17 protein-coding genes and 1 pseudogene are annotated in these 16,468 nt (G+C 44.4%); 6 read left to right on the forward strand and 12 right to left on the reverse strand.

What is annotated here, in order from left to right:
- Positions 1–79: 79 nt before the first annotated feature.
- Positions 80–1,369 (reverse strand): beta/gamma crystallin family protein, encoded by a 1,290-nt coding sequence (locus ACVBDU_RS18810; protein WP_447181269.1) that lies wholly within the window; start codon positions 1,367–1,369, stop codon positions 80–82.
- Positions 1,370–1,615: 246 nt separating this feature from the next.
- Between ACVBDU_RS18810 and ffh the strand changes: the two genes are divergently transcribed.
- Complete coding sequence (gene ffh / locus ACVBDU_RS18815; protein WP_447181270.1) at positions 1,616–2,953, forward strand: signal recognition particle protein; 1,338 nt, start codon at positions 1,616–1,618, stop codon at positions 2,951–2,953.
- 112 nt (positions 2,954–3,065) lie between these two features.
- Complete coding sequence (locus ACVBDU_RS18820) at positions 3,066–3,956, forward strand: bifunctional 5,10-methylenetetrahydrofolate dehydrogenase/5,10-methenyltetrahydrofolate cyclohydrolase (protein ID WP_447181271.1); 891 nt, start codon at positions 3,066–3,068, stop codon at positions 3,954–3,956.
- 89 nt (positions 3,957–4,045) lie between these two features.
- Here the strand turns inward: ACVBDU_RS18820 and ACVBDU_RS18825 are convergent, their stop codons facing one another.
- The 3 genes from ACVBDU_RS18825 to ACVBDU_RS18835 all read right to left on the reverse strand — a co-directional run bounded on the left by ACVBDU_RS18825 (position 4,046) and on the right by ACVBDU_RS18835 (position 5,230).
- Positions 4,046–4,279 (reverse strand): hypothetical protein, encoded by a 234-nt coding sequence (locus ACVBDU_RS18825; RefSeq protein ID WP_447181272.1) that lies wholly within the window; start codon positions 4,277–4,279, stop codon positions 4,046–4,048.
- Positions 4,269–4,574 carry a hypothetical protein gene (locus tag ACVBDU_RS18830; RefSeq protein ID WP_447181273.1) on the reverse strand — a complete coding sequence of 102 codons (306 nt, stop codon included), beginning with the start codon at positions 4,572–4,574 and terminating at the stop codon, positions 4,269–4,271. Before ACVBDU_RS18830 ends, ACVBDU_RS18825 begins: the two co-directional genes overlap by 11 nt.
- A 92-nt stretch (positions 4,575–4,666) precedes the next feature.
- On the reverse strand, positions 4,667–5,230 hold the full coding sequence (locus tag ACVBDU_RS18835) for an RNA polymerase sigma factor (RefSeq protein ID WP_447181274.1): 564 nt from the start codon (positions 5,228–5,230) through the stop codon (positions 4,667–4,669).
- 231 nt (positions 5,231–5,461) lie between these two features.
- Here ACVBDU_RS18835 and sigZ point away from each other — a divergent pair, with 231 nt between their 5' ends.
- The gene (sigZ, locus tag ACVBDU_RS18840) at positions 5,462–6,172 is read left to right on the forward strand and encodes an RNA polymerase sigma factor SigZ (protein ID WP_447181275.1); all 711 of its coding nucleotides are present in this window, start codon (positions 5,462–5,464) and stop codon (positions 6,170–6,172) included.
- Positions 6,173–6,178: 6 nt separating this feature from the next.
- On the opposite strand, the gene ACVBDU_RS18845 is transcribed toward sigZ, so the two are convergent.
- The 6 genes from ACVBDU_RS18845 to ACVBDU_RS18870 are packed head-to-tail and all read right to left on the reverse strand — an operon-like array spanning position 6,179 to position 10,833.
- Complete coding sequence (locus ACVBDU_RS18845; RefSeq protein ID WP_447181276.1) at positions 6,179–6,928, reverse strand: LytR/AlgR family response regulator transcription factor; 750 nt, start codon at positions 6,926–6,928, stop codon at positions 6,179–6,181.
- Positions 6,909–7,958, reverse strand: a complete 1,050-nt coding sequence (locus ACVBDU_RS18850; RefSeq protein ID WP_447181277.1) for a sensor histidine kinase — start codon at positions 7,956–7,958, stop codon at positions 6,909–6,911. Before ACVBDU_RS18850 ends, ACVBDU_RS18845 begins: the two co-directional genes overlap by 20 nt.
- A gap of 32 nt (positions 7,959–7,990) precedes the next feature.
- Positions 7,991–8,977: an NAD-dependent epimerase/dehydratase family protein gene (locus tag ACVBDU_RS18855; protein WP_447181278.1), complete on the reverse strand. Its 987-nt coding sequence runs from the start codon at positions 8,975–8,977 to the stop codon at positions 7,991–7,993.
- 4 nt (positions 8,978–8,981) lie between these two features.
- Positions 8,982–9,773, reverse strand: a complete 792-nt coding sequence (locus ACVBDU_RS18860; protein ID WP_447181279.1) for an SDR family NAD(P)-dependent oxidoreductase — start codon at positions 9,771–9,773, stop codon at positions 8,982–8,984.
- Positions 9,773–10,213, reverse strand: coding sequence for a DUF2062 domain-containing protein (locus ACVBDU_RS18865; protein ID WP_447181280.1), 441 nt, complete (start codon positions 10,211–10,213; stop codon positions 9,773–9,775). Before ACVBDU_RS18865 ends, ACVBDU_RS18860 begins: the two co-directional genes overlap by 1 nt.
- A 14-nt stretch (positions 10,214–10,227) precedes the next feature.
- Positions 10,228–10,833: an SRPBCC family protein gene (locus tag ACVBDU_RS18870; RefSeq protein ID WP_447181281.1), complete on the reverse strand. Its 606-nt coding sequence runs from the start codon at positions 10,831–10,833 to the stop codon at positions 10,228–10,230.
- A 196-nt stretch (positions 10,834–11,029) separates the two neighbouring features.
- Between ACVBDU_RS18870 and ACVBDU_RS18875 the strand changes: the two genes are divergently transcribed.
- On the forward strand, positions 11,030–12,547 hold the full coding sequence (locus tag ACVBDU_RS18875) for a choice-of-anchor I family protein (protein ID WP_447181282.1): 1,518 nt from the start codon (positions 11,030–11,032) through the stop codon (positions 12,545–12,547).
- Positions 12,548–12,668: 121 nt separating this feature from the next.
- Here the strand turns inward: ACVBDU_RS18875 and ACVBDU_RS18880 are convergent, their stop codons facing one another.
- Entirely contained in the window at positions 12,669–13,037 is a 369-nt protein-coding gene (locus ACVBDU_RS18880) for a hypothetical protein (protein ID WP_447181283.1), read from the reverse strand.
- Positions 13,038–13,340: 303 nt separating this feature from the next.
- Here ACVBDU_RS18880 and tnpA point away from each other — a divergent pair.
- Positions 13,341–13,782: pseudogene (tnpA, locus tag ACVBDU_RS18885) on the forward strand (IS200/IS605 family transposase).
- Between the two features lie 416 nt (positions 13,783–14,198).
- On the opposite strand, the gene ACVBDU_RS18890 reads toward tnpA, so the two are convergent.
- Positions 14,199–15,260, reverse strand: a complete 1,062-nt coding sequence (locus ACVBDU_RS18890; RefSeq protein WP_447181284.1) for a transporter substrate-binding domain-containing protein — start codon at positions 15,258–15,260, stop codon at positions 14,199–14,201.
- 313 nt (positions 15,261–15,573) lie between these two features.
- Between ACVBDU_RS18890 and ACVBDU_RS18895 the strand changes: the two genes are divergently transcribed.
- Positions 15,574–16,410, forward strand: a complete 837-nt coding sequence (locus ACVBDU_RS18895; RefSeq protein ID WP_447181285.1) for a helix-turn-helix domain-containing protein — start codon at positions 15,574–15,576, stop codon at positions 16,408–16,410.
- Positions 16,411–16,468: the final 58 nt, after the last annotated feature.

Genomic DNA, 16,468 nt, shown 5'->3' on the forward strand with positions numbered 1-16,468 from the left:
TCTTTTAATAATTCTACTCCAAAACTCCGAACGACCCAACTACCAACTAAAAAACCTATCAACTTTTCCTCCTGGTCCTCTACATAGCTGATATTCTTATAGAACTTACTTCATCATTAAACCCATCGTCTCCCAGGCATTCGTCCGATGTTGTTTTTCTCAGGGACTCTCCGGCAAAGTTATTGTCCCGGTAAAGGATTGCTTCATATCCGTTTTCCAGTTTTAAAGAAGAAATATCATCGTTGGTGATACCGTAGGACTGCAGTTCTCCAAGGGTGTAATCTCCCGGACGGAGCGCTACGGCATAACCTTCGTAATTGCAATGCTGGTAAAAAACAGCTATTCCCCCGGAGGTATTATTATACTGGTTGTTGACATATACATGCGAAAATTCTCCCAAACCGTAGAAATAATTGTCGGTGAGTTTTGCCGGGTCTGTTGCCATTTCGCCGGATTGTACCAGGCCGTCATCCTTATCGTTCCATGCCCATGGAGCATTTGCACCCCCGGTACCGAAATTATTTCCCTTGAATCCACCCCCGGCATCGAAGAACAGTTCGGTATTTGACCGCTGGTCCCATAAACCTCCGGCTTCAAAGATATCTACCAGCTTGTATTCTACATAAGTGTCGTAATTATCCGCAGGTACCTGGGCAATGTCAGTCATAGAAGGATAGTAAATGATGCCATCGCCGTTTATGTTATACTGGGGCCAGGCTTTAAGGCCGTGACCTTTGGCTTCCTGCGCGGTTACCGGGTGTTGTTCTCCCTGGAATTCCACCGTCTGTAATACCCCGTCCACGCTTTCCAGTCCGCTGTATAAAGGACTGTTGGCCGTAGTATAAGAGTAGAAGTCCGAATGGCTTACGGTTACAGCGCCTTGCAGAGAACCATAAACAGAACCGTCTTTTTTTACGATCATCATTACGCCTTCCAGGTCGTTTTCGTGCTGGTCGAGCTCATAAAGGAAAAAAATGTCTGTCCAGTCTCTCGGGTGAAAAAATGCGTAGATGATAAACCAATGGGTAGTGGTTTCCACGACAGAATAATAGCAGTGCGCATAAAGGGCGTCGCCATATGCAGGCAGGTTTTCCCAGTTGTTTTCCGCATTCCAGTCGCCATCGTAATCTATTGCGGTAATGTAATCGGATTTACCGCCTTCGGAATAGGTACCCGTGGCATCTACGTCCATGTAGTGGACAGGTGCCCATCGTTTGGCAAGTCCGGAGCTTCCGGAGGCATAGGTCATGGCTTCCGCTTCGGGAAGGGCAAAATCTTCCGGTTCGGGATTACTGCAGGCAAACAGGGTGCACAACATTAATAAGACCGGGATTTTTCCGGTCAACAAAAGCAGGTCATTTTTTTTCATAAGTTTTTGATTTGTGGTTTATAAGGAAGTTAATTTACCATTTTAAAGGCATTCGGACCATGTCCGCAGATTTATAAAAAAGAAAAGTTTTTGTTAAAGAGACCCGAGCTTTTCCGGTTTTGTGGTGCCGTAAATGGAAAATGTTTAAAATTAGGGCTTCAGCCTGGTTGTCTTCGGTACAAATTCTTAAATTTGCACCTGCCGCAAAACGAAGTGGTAGTCTTGTAAAAAAAGAAGCAGGTAATTATGTTTGACAATTTAAGTGAAAAGCTGGATAAAGCCCTTCACGTCCTCAAAGGGCACGGGCAGATTACGGAGATCAATGTAGCGGAGACCCTGAAGGAGGTGAGAAGGGCACTTCTCGATGCCGACGTTAACTTCAAGATAGCCAAGGATTTTACCAATAGTGTCAAGGAAAAGGCTCTTGGGCAGAACGTATTGACTACGTTGCAGCCCGGACAGCTTATGGTAAAGCTCGTCAAAGACGAACTTACGGAACTCATGGGCGGAGATGCCGAAGGAATTGATCTTTCCGGAAATCCTTCCGTGATCCTTATGTCAGGATTACAAGGGTCCGGTAAAACCACTTTCTCCGGAAAACTGGCCAATTACCTTAAAAGTAAAAAGACAAAGAATCCTCTTCTCGTGGCTTGCGACGTGTATCGTCCCGCGGCGATAGACCAGTTGCACGTAGTTGGGGAGCAAATAGGGATAGAGGTTTATTCCGACAAGGGGAATAACGACCCCGTGGCCATTGCCAAAGCGGGTATACAACATGCCAAAGCCAACGGACACAATGTGGTTATCGTCGATACGGCCGGACGCCTGGCTGTGGATGAAGAGATGATGGTTGAAATATCCAACATTCACAAAGCCATTACCCCCGAAGAAACCCTGTTTGTGGTAGATGCCATGACCGGGCAGGACGCGGTAAACACGGCCAAGGCCTTTAACGACCGGCTGGATTTTGACGGAGTGATCCTCACCAAACTCGACGGGGATACCCGTGGCGGGGCGGCGATTTCCATTAAATCCGTAGTAAACAAGCCTATCAAGTTTATAGGTACGGGAGAAAAAATGGATGCCATTGATGTATTCCACCCCTCGCGTATGGCCGATCGTATCCTGGGAATGGGAGATGTGGTTTCGCTTGTGGAACGGGCCCAGGAACAATACGATGAAGAAGAAGCGCGAAAACTGCAGAAAAAGATAGCCAAGAACCAGTTTGGTTTTGACGATTTCCTTTCGCAGATACAGCAGATCAAAAAGATGGGGAGTATGAAAGACCTCATGGGGATGATCCCCGGTGCAGGTAAGGCCCTCAAAGATGTGGATATAGACGATGACGCGTTTAAGCATATAGAAGCTATTATCCATTCCATGACCCCGGAAGAACGCTCTGTTCCGTCCACGCTGAACGCTTCCCGCAAAAAGAGGATCGCAAAAGGTTCCGGAACATCCGTACAGGAGGTTAATCAGTTGCTGAAACAGTTTAACCAGATGAGCAAGATGATGAAGATGATGCAGGGAGGCAGTGGCCGTAAAATGATGCAGATGATGAGTGGAATGAAAGGAATGCGGTAATGAGATAATTGGATAATGCGTTAAAAAGATTATACGTTCCCTTCGGGGGGAGATGTCAAAGATGGAGGAGAATACTCCTCTGCTTCAAAACCAATAAACTACAAACGATAGAATGGAATTACTCGACGGGAAGAAAATTTCCAATCAAATTAAGGATGAAATAGCTGCGGAAGTAGCGGAAATGAAGAAAAAGGGAGAGAAGGTGCCGCATCTTGCAGCCGTACTGGTAGGAAATGACGGGGCCAGCCTTACTTACGTAGGGAGTAAGGTAAAAGCTTGCGAAAGGGTCGGGTTTGAGTCTACTCTGGTGAAATTGCCCAGTACCATCAGCGAAGTGGAACTGTTGAAAAAGATCAAAGACCTCAATGAAGATGATGATATAGATGGTTTTATCGTTCAGTTACCGCTGCCCGAACAAATAGATACCCAAAAGGTGCTGATGGCGGTAGACCCGGATAAGGATGTAGATGGTTTTCACCCCGTAAACTTCGGTAAAATGGCATTGGATATGACTACTTTTATCCCGGCTACACCTTTTGGTATACTCGAGCTCCTGGAGCGTTATAATGTAGAGACCAAAGGGAAACACACTGTAGTAATAGGACGGAGCCATATCGTCGGAAGGCCTATGAGTATCCTTATGGGAAGAAGAGGATTTCCCGGAAACTCTACGGTGACCCTAACACACAGCCATACCAGGAATATCACCCAGATCACCTCGCAGGCGGATATTATTATTACCGCCCTGGGGCAACCGAACTACCTGAAAGCAGAAATGGTAAAAGACGATGCCGTAATTATCGACGTGGGTATAACCCGTGTTCCGGATGAGTCGGCAGCAAGAGGATATCGCATTGTAGGCGATGTCGATTTTGAAAATGTAAGTAAAAAAGTCAGCTACATTACCCCGGTTCCCGGAGGTGTTGGGCCGATGACCATAGCAATGCTTCTGAAAAATACCCTCCTGGCCAGGGAGCGACATATGATAAGAAAAGAAGATTAATAGCTGTATTTTTCCATACCGGATTCCGGAAATTCCCTTATATGTGATCTCTTTCTCTGAGGAATTTCCGGAATCTTTGTTTTTACAAGCTACACCAGTGCCTTACATCGGGTGTTTTGATACGTGAGGATATTTTCTACCTCTTCTTCCGTGATGCCACAGGAGACAATACGGAGAATGTTATCCACATCTTCCAGGTCAAAATTGGCCTGTTTTACGCCTTTGTGAAGCAGCAAAGTTTCCAGTATGGCATTGGCTTCTTTGGTGGAATCTATACTGGTGGCAAATACCAGTATTTCCAGGGGGGCAGTTCTATTGTTCATTTTCGTTTTCTTGACGGTTGCATATTTTTTCTTTCCATTTCTCACTGAAGCCGGACTTCCACCTGCGTTTTGCGTTACGCGGAGGGCCGTACTTTCCCCGTCTGTAATTCCAGCCGTTCCCAAGGAATAACAGTTTGCACAACAGCAAAACACCCAGGGTTTGCCAGAAGGTAAGTGTGGTAATGCCGAATACGTATGGCATCAGCCAGTTCCACAGTTGCATCACCACAAATACGTAGAAGGCAATGCACGCCAGTTTTACGACTACGAGTCCTATGATTTTTAATACTTTCATCTGTTTATTTTTTATTGTTGTTTATCCGTCATACGGAACCCCCCTGCCGGCAGGTTCGATGTTCAAAATTTCCCTTAAGCCGGTTTCATGGATCAATCATTTAATTCGTTATACAAAAGTTGCAGTTCTTTTTTAAGCCGTATCACGGCATATCGCTTCCTCGATAATACGGTGTTTACCGAAACTTTCTGTTTCCGGGCGATCTCGGCAATTGGAATCCCTTCCAGTTCATGGAGTACAAAAGCGTCCCGCTGTTTTTCCGGGAGGCTTTCCAGGGTGTATTCCAGTATCCGGTAAACTTCTTCCCCCCACATTTCCGTTTCCTGCTGCGCCGGGATATGCTCCTGTAACCATTCAAAAATGTTCGTTTCGTTTTCGTCCGTGTCCGAAGGCCTTTTCAGTTCGGATTCCGGTGTCGATTTCTTTTTACGTAAAAAGTCGATGGCTTTAAACCTGGCTGTGCTGTATAACCATGAAGAAATTTTATCGAGGTCCCGGATCTCTTCAAAGCCGAGCACCAGGTTGTAAAAGACATCCTGTACTATATCTCTGGCATCTTCCCTGTTCGGTATCCATTGTTTCAGAAAGTGGATCAACTTGCCTTCTTCGGAAATGGTAACCCGGTGTATGACATTATTTTTTTCCTGTTGATCCATGCAATGAAGATGCGTTATACTTATATAGTCGGAATAGGCGGGGAAATATTTTATCCTTTCCCGGATTTTTTTAAATATTTTCTTTCCGGGGGAAACCGCAACCGAAAAAACGGGTGAAAAATGCGTCTTTTTGAAGAACTCTCCGTCTTAATAAATGTAATCTAAAATTATATACTATGGAAACAACAGCTGATTGTAAATGCCAGTGTACATCCTGTAAAGAAGGAAATTGTGCAGGATGTACCTGTGAAAACTGTTCTTGTACCCATTGCGAATGCTAATAGGGGCGGAGGGATTGTTATAAGCAGGAGAGTTACCGGGGCCGGGTATTGTATAGATACCCGGATCCCCGTTGTTATGTTATGGCATATTGTTTACTTTATTCGTATATTGGTAATTATGGAAACAGCAGAAATCTGGAAGCGTTTTTCCGGAGAAATCAAAGGCTATATCCGTAACAGGATCGATAACCCGGAAACAGTGAAAGACCTGTTACAGGAGGTTTTCGCAAAAGTACACCTGCACCTGGGCGACCTGAAGGATGAAGGAAAACTCAGATCGTGGATATATACGATAGCCCGCAATGTAGTCACCGATCATTACCGGAAAAATAAAGCTGAAGTATTTTTTCCGGAAGACAGTGGATTTGCAGAGCCCGAAGAGGAGGAAGAAATGACAGAAAAGGATTGTCTTTTACCTCTTATCGGCAATTTACCGGAAAAGTACAGAAAAGCTTTACTGCTCAGTGAGATACAGGGAAAAAAGCAGGCAGAAGTTGCCGGAATACTGAAAATATCCGTATCCGGTGCCAAATCACGTATACAAAGAGGGCGAAAATTATTGCAATACGGGTATATGGATTGTTGTGATTACAAGTTGAACGAACACGGATACCTGGTAGGAGAACACCAGGAGGATTGTAAGGTTTGTAATTCGGAATAACCCGTGCTATTGATCCAGCCAGGCTTTAAAGTACCGGACACGGTCCCTGCTTACAATAATATCTTCTTCCTCCGGTATACGGAGCTCTATTTTCAGACGATTTCCGAACCACTGCCGTATAGAGGCTATGGCCGAGATATTCAGGATGAATTTTCGGTTTACCTGGAAGAATACGGAGGGGTCAAGCTCTTCCGCCAGCTTATTTACAGGAGGATCTACAAAATGTCTTTCCCCTGAAAAAGTATGCGCCGAGGTAAGTCCGTCTTCCGATTTAAAACAGGCAATATCTTCCGTACGGACGGATTTGTAATAATCGCCCAGTTTTACCAATAACCGGTTTCTGGACATATGGGGGGCAAGAACATCCCGGAGTATTTCCTTTTCGGGTGGACGGAATATGTTTTTCATCCGGTCCAGTTTCTGAAGTGCCCCGGCAATATCTTCCATACCATAGGGTTTAACAATATAATCTATGCTGTTCAGGGCAAAGGACTTCAAAGCGTAGTTACTATATGCCGTAGTGAAAATTATAGGTGCGGTTACCTCTACCTGATCAAATATCCGGAAACAATTGCCATCGGTAAGTTCTATGTCCTGGAATACCAGGTCGGGCATGGCATTGCTGCGGTACCAGTTTACCGCTGCTTTATTTGATCCGAGGGTGGCTGCGATGTGTATGGTATTATCACATTGAAGCAGGAGGTCCCGGAGCCGGTCGGCCGTATGTATTTCGTCTTCAATGATCACTATACGCATGGTCCGTGTTTTTGAATATGATTGGCAGACGAACTATAAAATTTTCTTCCGCCATACCAAAACCGATATCCTGCCGGCATAACAAATGAAACCTTTCGGATAAATTGGCAAGCCCTATCCCGGTAGACGCATACACATGTTCTTTTGGGATGATATTATTGCTCACATACATAAATTCTTCATCGTTATAAAGCCGGATATCCAGAGGCTTTTCCGGGCTGTAGCCATTGTGCTTAATGGCGTTTTCGGTAAGTGCCTGCAAAGTGCCGGGAGGGAGAATGATATCTTTTCTGCCCGGTATGTGAAGATCATCCACCAGGTTTACCGAGTTTCCGAAGCGGGTCCGGATAAGAAAGAAATAGTCTTTCATAAAATCGATCTCTTCGTCGAGAAAAACATACATCCGATCATTCCGGTCTATGGAAAAACGAAGCATCCGGGATAATTTCAGGATGAAATCGGATGCCAGGTCGGCATCTTTATGTACCAGAGAAGATAATACGCTGAGGCTGTTGAATAAAAAATGCGGCTCTATCTGCGCTTTTAACAGTTTATAATGAGCAATAGCATTTTCCTTTTTTAGCTTTTCCGTGAGCAACTGGTTTTCCTTTACAGCCAGTTCGGTCTGAAAATACTCGTAAAAACTAAGGGCGCAAATAAAAAGTATGAGGATACCCAGGATAAGTATAGGGTTAAAGTACCCGATATCTCCCCAGTCCGTTCCGAAATAGTGAACATCCACATACCTGTAGACCACATTTGTTGTGAGTGCAAAAACATAACCGTATGCAATACAGAAAAGCAGGTAGGTAAAAGGCTGTTTCCGGGGAGTGAACCTCTTCTTTTTTATATAATCCAACAGATACAGGCACAACATCCACAGGCTTATGACAAAAACGGAGAAATAGATCCCCCTCCGGGTAAAATCAAAAAAATGATGGAAAGTCTCATCTCCCCATTTTATAATAAGGTGCAATCCGTAGATAAGGAACAGACGTGCAAAAAATATATGTATGGCCTTGCTTTTCACAGAGATATATTATGCTGATTCTAAAGTAAGGCTTATTTTTTTAAATACCCCTCTTCCGTAAACCAGCTCACGGAATTTTTCAGGACTTCGTCTATATCGGTGTCGGGCATTTGCAGTTCTTCTTTTGCTTTGGCATTACTGAAATAATTGTCCAGCGACAACATGCGCATATGTGTTTTCAGCAGGCGTATTTTCCGATGGGGAAAAATCCGTGAGACCGTACCAAAGATATTCTCCAGTTGTTTCGGTAGTGGAATCATTCGCTTGTGTTGCCCGGTAATTTCTCCTGTTTTCCTGAAATAGGTCCTGTAGTCGAGGTTTACGCCGGAAAGCAGGTAACATTCTCCTGTTCTGCCCATAGTGAGGGCATTTGTGGTGGCAATGGCAACAGCACGCACATCTACAAAGCTTTTACCGCCCCCGGGGCAGAACAGTATTTTATTTTTAAGGGCATATAACAACAATGCACCGCTTGAGGGTTTCGTGTCGTACGGACCGACCAGGAAGGTGGGGGCTACGACTATTCCGGGGAAATTTTCTTCCCTGCTTTTCTGAAGCACGTGCTCCTGGGCCAGGTATTTACTGTAAGCATAACCGGAATGCCGGAGCCAGGGCATAAACCCGGAATTTTCGTTGCCAGGTTCTTTGATGGTGCCGTTGGTGAAACAATTGGCCGTACTCACCAAAACAAAACGCCGGATATTATGTTCCCCACAAGCTTTTACCAGCAATTCGGTAGAAGCGAGATTGGCTTTTTTATAAAGGTTGAGGTTAGTATTGTTCGGGGAGGTCATGGAAGCACAATGGATAACATAACCGGATTCCCTGACCAGCGGACCGATGTCCTTAGGATTATGTAGTTCTCCTCTTCGTACGGTACAATCCAGTCCTTTCAGACTTCGGATATCACTGCCGGGGCGGACCAGGGCAATGACCCGGAATTTTCGTTGCAGAAGTATCCTTACGATATGGTTTCCCAGGAAACCATTGGCGCCTGTTACCAATACGGTGTCTGTCATTATACTACTGTTGTAATTCGCGTTGTAATTTAGTGCTGAAAATCCTTAACTGGAAGTCTACCGGCATAATTTTTTGTAAGATAGAACTAAACCTGTTCATTTTTCCCGGAATGATGATACTTTCTCTCTGGAGCAGTTTTTCCATGCAAATGGCTGCTGTGACCTCGGCCGAGAGTATGGAAAAACGGATAAACCTTCCGTGAGAGTTTATTCGTTTGGTCGTATCCCCATTAGTGGCCATTCCTCCCGGGTGGGCGACGGCTACGTGGATGTTGCTTTGTTTCAACTCCGCATGGAGTCCCCGCGAAAAAGAGTAAACAAAGGCCTTGGTGGCCGGGTAGACCGTTTTATAAGGCATGGGTGAAAAGGCAGCCAGGCTGGAAATATTGAGTATGTAGGACTGCTTCTGTTTTTTCAGGACAGGGAGTAACTGGTGTGTCAGGAGCACCAGCGACCTCATGTTCAGCAACAGGATGCTATCAATATAAGCAAGGTCCGCATCCATGAACTTCTTTGTTCCGCCAATTCCCGCATTGTTGATGAGTATATTTATATTGTGTTTTCTGATGCTTGCCACCGTTTTCGATATGTTGTCTTCTTTGGTCAGGTCGGTTTCGTGACAAATGACCTCAATAGCGTGTTGTTGTATAAGTTCCCTGGCCGTGTGGTGTATACGTTCCCCCGGCAGGGAGATGAGAATCAGGTTCCGGCCCTGTCGGGCACATACCTCGGCCAGGGCTTTTCCCAGCCCCTGACTGGCCCCCGTAATTACTGTGAATGTATTCGGATAGCGCATTATCTTTCTCTTTTTTTTCGGAACCAGAGCAAAACCAGATGGTAGCTTATCCATGCGGAAAACATGCCGGTGACACATCCTCCTGCGAGCAGGGAAGAAAAAACATTTTTTCCGGAAGTAATCACTACATATATAAAATCCAAGCCAATTTTATCCGGAAAGATAAAATCAGGAGATAATCTCAAAATGGTCTTGCCCAGCCAGTAGTTAAATGCAAACAGGAAAGCCCCGGTGAAGAGGTTGGTATTGAAAACAGCAAGGCAGGCGGCTTTCTTATTTACACCAATACAGGATGCCAAGCCCAGGGATACAAAAAGCTGCAGGCCTGGAATGGGCATCATGCCTATAAAAGAACCGAGGGCAAAACCCCCGGCAATTTGCTCCGGACTGCCTTTCAGAGCAAAGATCTTCGTCTTTAAGATAGTTAAAACTCCCCGCATAAAAAAGTACTTTTTCAAATTTGTTGTCGTAATCGTTCTACGGATTCTATGAATTTGTCCTGTATTAGGGGGTCTGTCAGTATCCTGGGAAATTCCGGGGGGTCGAAGGTTATGACACGGTGAGTGACCGCAGTCTGCTCTTCGGAAAGTTTGACGAATTGCCAGGTCGCCTGGTAAGATACTATCCGTTTTGTACCCCGGAGTTGCGGTCTGGCCATGGGGGTACTGTTCATTTTAAGTATGATGGTGTTTCCGGAAGTTACCAGTTCGTTTTTCGTTACCAGGTCCCTGGACCGTAAAGGCCAGGGGAAACGGAACTCTATATGAGCTTCCCACAGTGCTTCGGTTTTCAGTTGTATATCGCATCGACTGGCAGTCACCGACCATTGCCGGAACTTTTCGGCGTCTTTGAAATGGCAGATAAGAGAGTGCACGTCCGAGTCTACGGTAAACACAGCCTTCATCTCCCGTGCTTTTCTTCCCTCCGGGGCCGGGACCCACCGGTAACTGATAGCGATGTCCTTCTCGCTCCTTGCCATTTTCCAGGACTGTTCCTGCGGACTGACGATTTTGGCGAAAACCAGTGTGCAAAAGAGTGTGGAAGCAGCCGATAGTTTCATGAGATTTTTGTTTACGGACAAATGTACGCGGCCGGTATACAGAAGCCATGTGAATTCTGCCGGATAGTAATATCAGGCGCTGGATCGTATAAAACGAAAACTGAACGGTAGGGCTTAGAGGATGTTAACATTAACTTCTTTTTGCAGTAACTTCCAGTTAACGGTTTAACATTTTCTTTGGAGAAAATTTAACCAGATGAAACTAAAGAGCCTTTCCTTGTACCTCTTGTCCGCAATGTTTTTCATATCCTGTAATAGTGACGATGATCGTGGAGATGACCAGGGAGAAATTCCGACAGAAGTAAATTTTCAGCATCTTACCACAATCCATGCCGGTGGCACAACAGAGATAACGGCATTTGACCCGGTTACAAATAAAATATTTACGATAAATCCGGATAATGATGAGGTAATGGTACACGATATATCCGATCCTTCCTCCCCGGTTAAGGAGACGTCCATACAGGTAGGGAGCATCGGTACACCCAACAGCGTTTCCGTTTATGGCGGAAGGCTGGCTGTTGCCGTGGAAGCGCCGAACAAGCAGGATAAGGGAAGTGTGCTGGTTTACAATACCGATACCAGGGAACAGGAAGAAGCTTTTACGGTAGGAGCTTTGCCCGACATGGTTATTTTCTCTCCCGACGGTAAATATATCGTCACTGCCGACGAGGGAGAACCAAGTGACGATTACCTGGACGATCCCAAAGGAACGGTAAGTATAATAGAGACGGAAACCGGGACGGTGACCACTTTGGATTTCGATGCGTTTAACAGCCAGGAAGAGGCCCTGAAATCGCAGGGGTTTCGGGTATTCGGTCCCAATGCAACCTTGTCCATGGATGTGGAGCCGGAATATGTGGCCATATCCGATGATTCCCGGACGGCCTGGGTCGCCCTGCAGGAAAATAACGGTATTGCCCGGGTAAATCTTCAAACTAAACAAATAGAAGCCATTTATCCGTTGGGATTCAAAGATCATTCTGTTCCCGGAAACGAACTGGATGCCAGCGACAGGGACGATGTCACCGAATTAAAGAACTGGCCGGTATACGGTATTTATCATCCGGATGCCATGATCTATGTAAACCTGGGCGGAACAGGTTACCTGATAACGGCGAACGAAGGGGATGCCAGGGATTATGATGGTTTTTCAGAAGAAGCGCGGGTAAAAAAAATTACCCTGGATGAAACGGCGTTCCCCGATGCGGAAACCCTGCAACTCGATGAAAACCTGGGGCGCTTGAAGATAACCACCACTTTGGGAGACACGGATGGCGACGGGGATTTTGACGAACTTTACGCCTACGGGGCCCGTTCTTTCTCCGTTTGGTCAACAAACGGGGAACTGGTTTATGACAGTGGTAACGAGATCGCTTCCAGGACACTGGAACTGACTCCCGGAAGCTTTAATGCCGATGAAGGTGAAGCGGACGGAAGGAGCGATGACAAGGGAGCCGAACCCGAATCCGTGGAAAAGCTGAAGATAGGAGACCGTACCATTCTTTTTGTAGGCCTGGAGCGAAACAGCCAGGTACTGGTTTACGACATCAGCAATCCCGTTTCTCCCGAATTTATCCAGATACTGGAAAGATCCGGGGACATGGCGCCCGAAGGCGTCCTGGCCATTCCGGCAGAAGACAGCCCGACGGAAAAAGACCTGTTGATCGTTACCAATGAAGGCAGTGGTACGATTTCTATTTATCAGAATTAAGAGACTGTCTAAAAGATAAAGACCAGGGGAATGGAATCTTTACAAATTATAAGGACGTCTACTGTATAAATGGGGATACTTACTTTTCTCCCGGGGATGTCTACTTTATGCATGGGGATGCTTACTTTACATCCGGGACGTCTACTTTATGCATGGGGATACTTACTTTACATCCGGGGACGTCTACTTTATGCATGGGGATGCTTACTTTATATCCGGGGATGTCTACTTTATGCATGGGGATGCTTACTTTACATCCGGGGATGTCTACTTTATGCATGGGTATGCTTACTTTATATCCGGGGATGTCTACTTTATGCATGGGGATGCTTACTTTACATCCGGGGACATCTACTTTATGAATGGGGATGCTTACTTTATATCGGGGGATGTCTACTTTATGCATGGGTATGCTTACTTTACATCCGGGGACGTCTACTTTATGTATGAGGATGCTTACTTTACATCCGGGGATGTCTGCTTTATGCATGAGGATGCTTACTTTACTTATCGGAGTATCAACTTGACCTGTGGGAATGCAACTTTATAAGTAAAGGATTGGTTCGAATCGGACTATCCACCCCAAAGGAAGTGGCTTTGCCACCACAAATTCTGATCGAACAAAAGTGTATTCAGGTATAACCATAAGAGGTTCTTAGACAGTTCCTGAGTTTTTTATTATCAAATTGAAGGTTAAAACCCTGTAATTTCATTACGGTTACTTTAGTTAAACGTGAAAACCCACCTGCTTAGCTGGTGGTAATGTTCTTAGGGCTATGCCTATCTTTGTGGTATGAGCAAATATAAGAAATCGATCCATGTAGTATATAAATGTGATTACCATATAGTTTGGGTTCCTAAGTACCGTTTTCGAGTTCTTAAGGGGGAGATAAAATCACTTGTAAGCAAAGATATCCAAATGCTTTGTGAATGGAAAGGTTGCGAAGTCCAGGAGCTGACTGTACAAGAAGATCACGTTCATCTTTTGGTATCTGTTCCTCCTAAGATTTCGATTTCGAAATTGATGGGGATATTGAAAGGAAAAATAGCTATAAAGCTGTTCAAGAGTTATCCTTTATTGAAGAAAAAGCCTTACTGGGGAAACCATTTTTGGGCTCGTGGTTATTTTTGTGAGTACGGTTGGGGTTGATGAGGAAACGATAAGAAAATATGTGAAATATCAAGAAAAGGAAGAACGTCGTGTAGAGGAACACCAACAGCGGTTTGATTTTTGACTATAGTGCCCCCTATGGGGGCAACCAAAAGCCACCTTCTAAGAAGGTGTGATTTTTACTTTGTCCAGTTATTAAGTTAATAGGTTGAGTTATACATTTAATTTCTCTACAATACTTTGTGCAACCCTGCCTATGCCGGCAGGCAGGTCTGTGCCTGCTTTGTGAGTCTCTGTGATAAAATAAGACCCGTGACAGGGAAAACCACAAAGGGCTCAAAGTTTTTCACAAAGCCCACAAAGTCAGGTTCTTTTGAAATACCTATTTATTTTATACGTATACGAATATTTAACTATTTGTTTATGAGATGAACACAAATAGTATCTATGTGTATAACTTAATAACCGAATAACCTGGTAACCCAATAAATGAGTTCCTGCGCCCGGAATCCGAACAAATCCAGAGAAAAAATACTATCATTAATAATCCCGTATCAATGTCCGCCACTTCATGGTTTTTAATGTTTTAACGAGTTCGGGATTAATGAGGGGGAGCCATGGGGAACCTTTTGGAAAAGAATAGCTGTAGTAATCCTTTTTCAGGTTTTTTTGTAAAACTTCTATTTCGTTCTCCATATCCTGTTTTTCGATCTCGTATTGCAGGATGGGCTGGTCGTAGACGAAGATAGCTTCCGGGTCTTCGCGCAGTAGTTCAAATCCTTGCTGGCGGTTTTCCGTAGCCGTATATTTGATATTGTACTGATCCAGGAATTCCTGGGGCCCCGAATTCCCCACGGTGATTACATGAAACCGTTCCAGGTCCGACACCGAGTTGATCTTGTCATGGATACTCTGCACCGTCAGTGCCGAAGCTATTCCGGCAGTTAAACCGGAAATGATAATAATGGCAAGGAACATCCAGATAAACCCTACAAACCGGCCCCCTGTGGTTCGTGGTGATTTGTCGCCATAGCCTACGGTGGTCATGGTCACGGCACTCCACCAGAATCCCTGTGCCAGTCCCTTTGCCCCGCCTCCGAACTCTTCGGGGTTACGCTTGCGTTCGAAAAGCCACACCAGGAGCCCGAACAAAAATATAACCCCGAGCAACAAGAGCAGGGCTGAGAAAAATTTCCAGCTCCAAAGGTTTTTAAGAAATCGCCATACAAAATATTCTTTTTGCTTGGCAATAGCCGTATGCGATATAAAATAGGGCTGCGAAAAGCCGACCCGTTCCATACGCAGGTCGGTAACCGTAACCGGGTTGATGCTGAAATCAACCTCCCCCTTTTCCACCGCCTGTAACAACGTGATAAGGTTCGGGTAATTCCTGTATTCGTAATCCAGGGCCAGTTGTTCGTTAACCATTTCCCAGGAAACCATGCTCAGGCCGGAATACCCGTCATTCTCCATTACGACAAAAGGTGGCATTTCCGTAATACCGATGATCACTTTTTTATCCGGCATCGCATTCAGGGTATCCTGTGCTTTAAGTATAGGGCTTGAGAATAATATGGATAAAAAAAGTAAGGTTTTGTACATAACCATAGGAGTTGAAAAGATTTTTATAAAGCTATGAAGTTACTAAAATGTCTCTATAAAACAAAAAACAGCTAACCTGCGTGTATCAGGATATGCGGACGGATGTACTATGAAAAAAACACGTTTGTAATATCCAATGTTTTCGTTCTTGTTGTTCAGGGAGCCATTAGAATTTTAAAGCCGGGTAAATAAGATCCGTAAAGTACTTCAGTTTTTATAGAAGAGGCCAGGGAAAACTCACCTTTCTTTCGAAGGCAGTTTAATTTTTTCACATAATTTTGTTCTCCCGTCCTAACCAAGAACATATAATCCAATGCTAATAGAAAATATACCGGAACTATTTATTGACGGCCCTAAAAAAGATCGCGATGTCTTTGTTCACGATTTTAGAATGACCACGGATATTGTAAAAAGTAAAGTGAACCTGAGAATGAACATGTTCAGCTTTTTACAGGTCGGAAAGAAACAGGTTCACTTTGGGGGGACCTCGGTTGCCGTGAATAAAGATCAGTCTTTACTGATAAAAAAGGGAAATTGTCTTTGGACAGAATTATTGGATACCGAAAACATCTATTATTGTAAGCTATTTTTCTTTTCGGAAAAGATGCTTAAAAAATTTCTGGAAAAACACATTGGCAAACCATCCGTACATACAAAAGAAGCTCCGTTTTTCATTATCGAAAACGATCACTATATTATATCCTATTTAGATTCTCTTTCAAACATTGAAGGCAGCCCATTACTGTTTTCCGATAATTTTCTTTCTGTCAAATTTGAAGAAATAATGCTCTATCTAGTCAGCAAATACGGGAATAGTTTCAAATCCTATTTACGATCATTGATAGTTGAGGAAACATCTCCCTTCAGGGAAATCGTGGAGCGTAATACTTATTCCAATCTGAAACTGGAAGAAATTGCTTTTTTATGCAATATGAGTTTATCTACCTTTAAACGTCATTTTATAAATGAATACAAGTCTTCTCCCGGCAAATGGTTGCAGGAGAAACGCCTGCAGAAGGCAAAGGTACTTTTGGAACAAGGCAACCTGAAGGCTTCGGATATCTATTGGGAGATGGGATATAACAACCTGTCTAACTTCAGCACCGCATTTAAAAACAGGTTTGGGTATAGTCCGAAGGATGTTTCTTAGTTTGGCAAAATTCATTTTTCAAACTGACCTTTTTTCATAAATAACTGGCTCTTTTTGA

This window comes from Sinomicrobium endophyticum, from assembly GCF_052983315.1.

Excerpts from the sequence above, each read along its gene's own strand:
- ffh (WP_447181270.1), top strand. The coding sequence starts at position 1,616 with ATGTTTGACAATTTAAGTGAAAAGCTGGATAAAGCCCTTCACGTCCTC.
- ACVBDU_RS18880 (WP_447181283.1), bottom strand. The coding sequence starts at position 13,037 with ATGCATAAAGCAGACATCCCCGGATGTAAAGTAAGCATCCTCATACAT.
- ACVBDU_RS18875 (WP_447181282.1), top strand. The coding sequence starts at position 11,030 with ATGAAACTAAAGAGCCTTTCCTTGTACCTCTTGTCCGCAATGTTTTTC.
- ACVBDU_RS18825 (WP_447181272.1), bottom strand. The coding sequence starts at position 4,279 with ATGAACAATAGAACTGCCCCCCTGGAAATACTGGTATTTGCCACCAGT.
- ACVBDU_RS18845 (WP_447181276.1), bottom strand. The coding sequence starts at position 6,928 with ATGCGTATAGTGATCATTGAAGACGAAATACATACGGCCGACCGGCTC.
- ACVBDU_RS18835 (WP_447181274.1), bottom strand. The coding sequence starts at position 5,230 with ATGGATCAACAGGAAAAAAATAATGTCATACACCGGGTTACCATTTCC.
- ACVBDU_RS18895 (WP_447181285.1), top strand. The coding sequence starts at position 15,574 with ATGCTAATAGAAAATATACCGGAACTATTTATTGACGGCCCTAAAAAA.
- ACVBDU_RS18865 (WP_447181280.1), bottom strand. The coding sequence starts at position 10,213 with ATGCGGGGAGTTTTAACTATCTTAAAGACGAAGATCTTTGCTCTGAAA.
- ACVBDU_RS18820 (WP_447181271.1), top strand. The coding sequence starts at position 3,066 with ATGGAATTACTCGACGGGAAGAAAATTTCCAATCAAATTAAGGATGAA.
- ACVBDU_RS18890 (WP_447181284.1), bottom strand. The coding sequence starts at position 15,260 with ATGTACAAAACCTTACTTTTTTTATCCATATTATTCTCAAGCCCTATA.
- ACVBDU_RS18855 (WP_447181278.1), bottom strand. The coding sequence starts at position 8,977 with ATGACAGACACCGTATTGGTAACAGGCGCCAATGGTTTCCTGGGAAAC.
- ACVBDU_RS18870 (WP_447181281.1), bottom strand. The coding sequence starts at position 10,833 with ATGAAACTATCGGCTGCTTCCACACTCTTTTGCACACTGGTTTTCGCC.
- ACVBDU_RS18860 (WP_447181279.1), bottom strand. The coding sequence starts at position 9,773 with ATGCGCTATCCGAATACATTCACAGTAATTACGGGGGCCAGTCAGGGG.
- ACVBDU_RS18810 (WP_447181269.1), bottom strand. The coding sequence starts at position 1,369 with ATGAAAAAAAATGACCTGCTTTTGTTGACCGGAAAAATCCCGGTCTTA.
- ACVBDU_RS18830 (WP_447181273.1), bottom strand. The coding sequence starts at position 4,574 with ATGAAAGTATTAAAAATCATAGGACTCGTAGTCGTAAAACTGGCGTGC.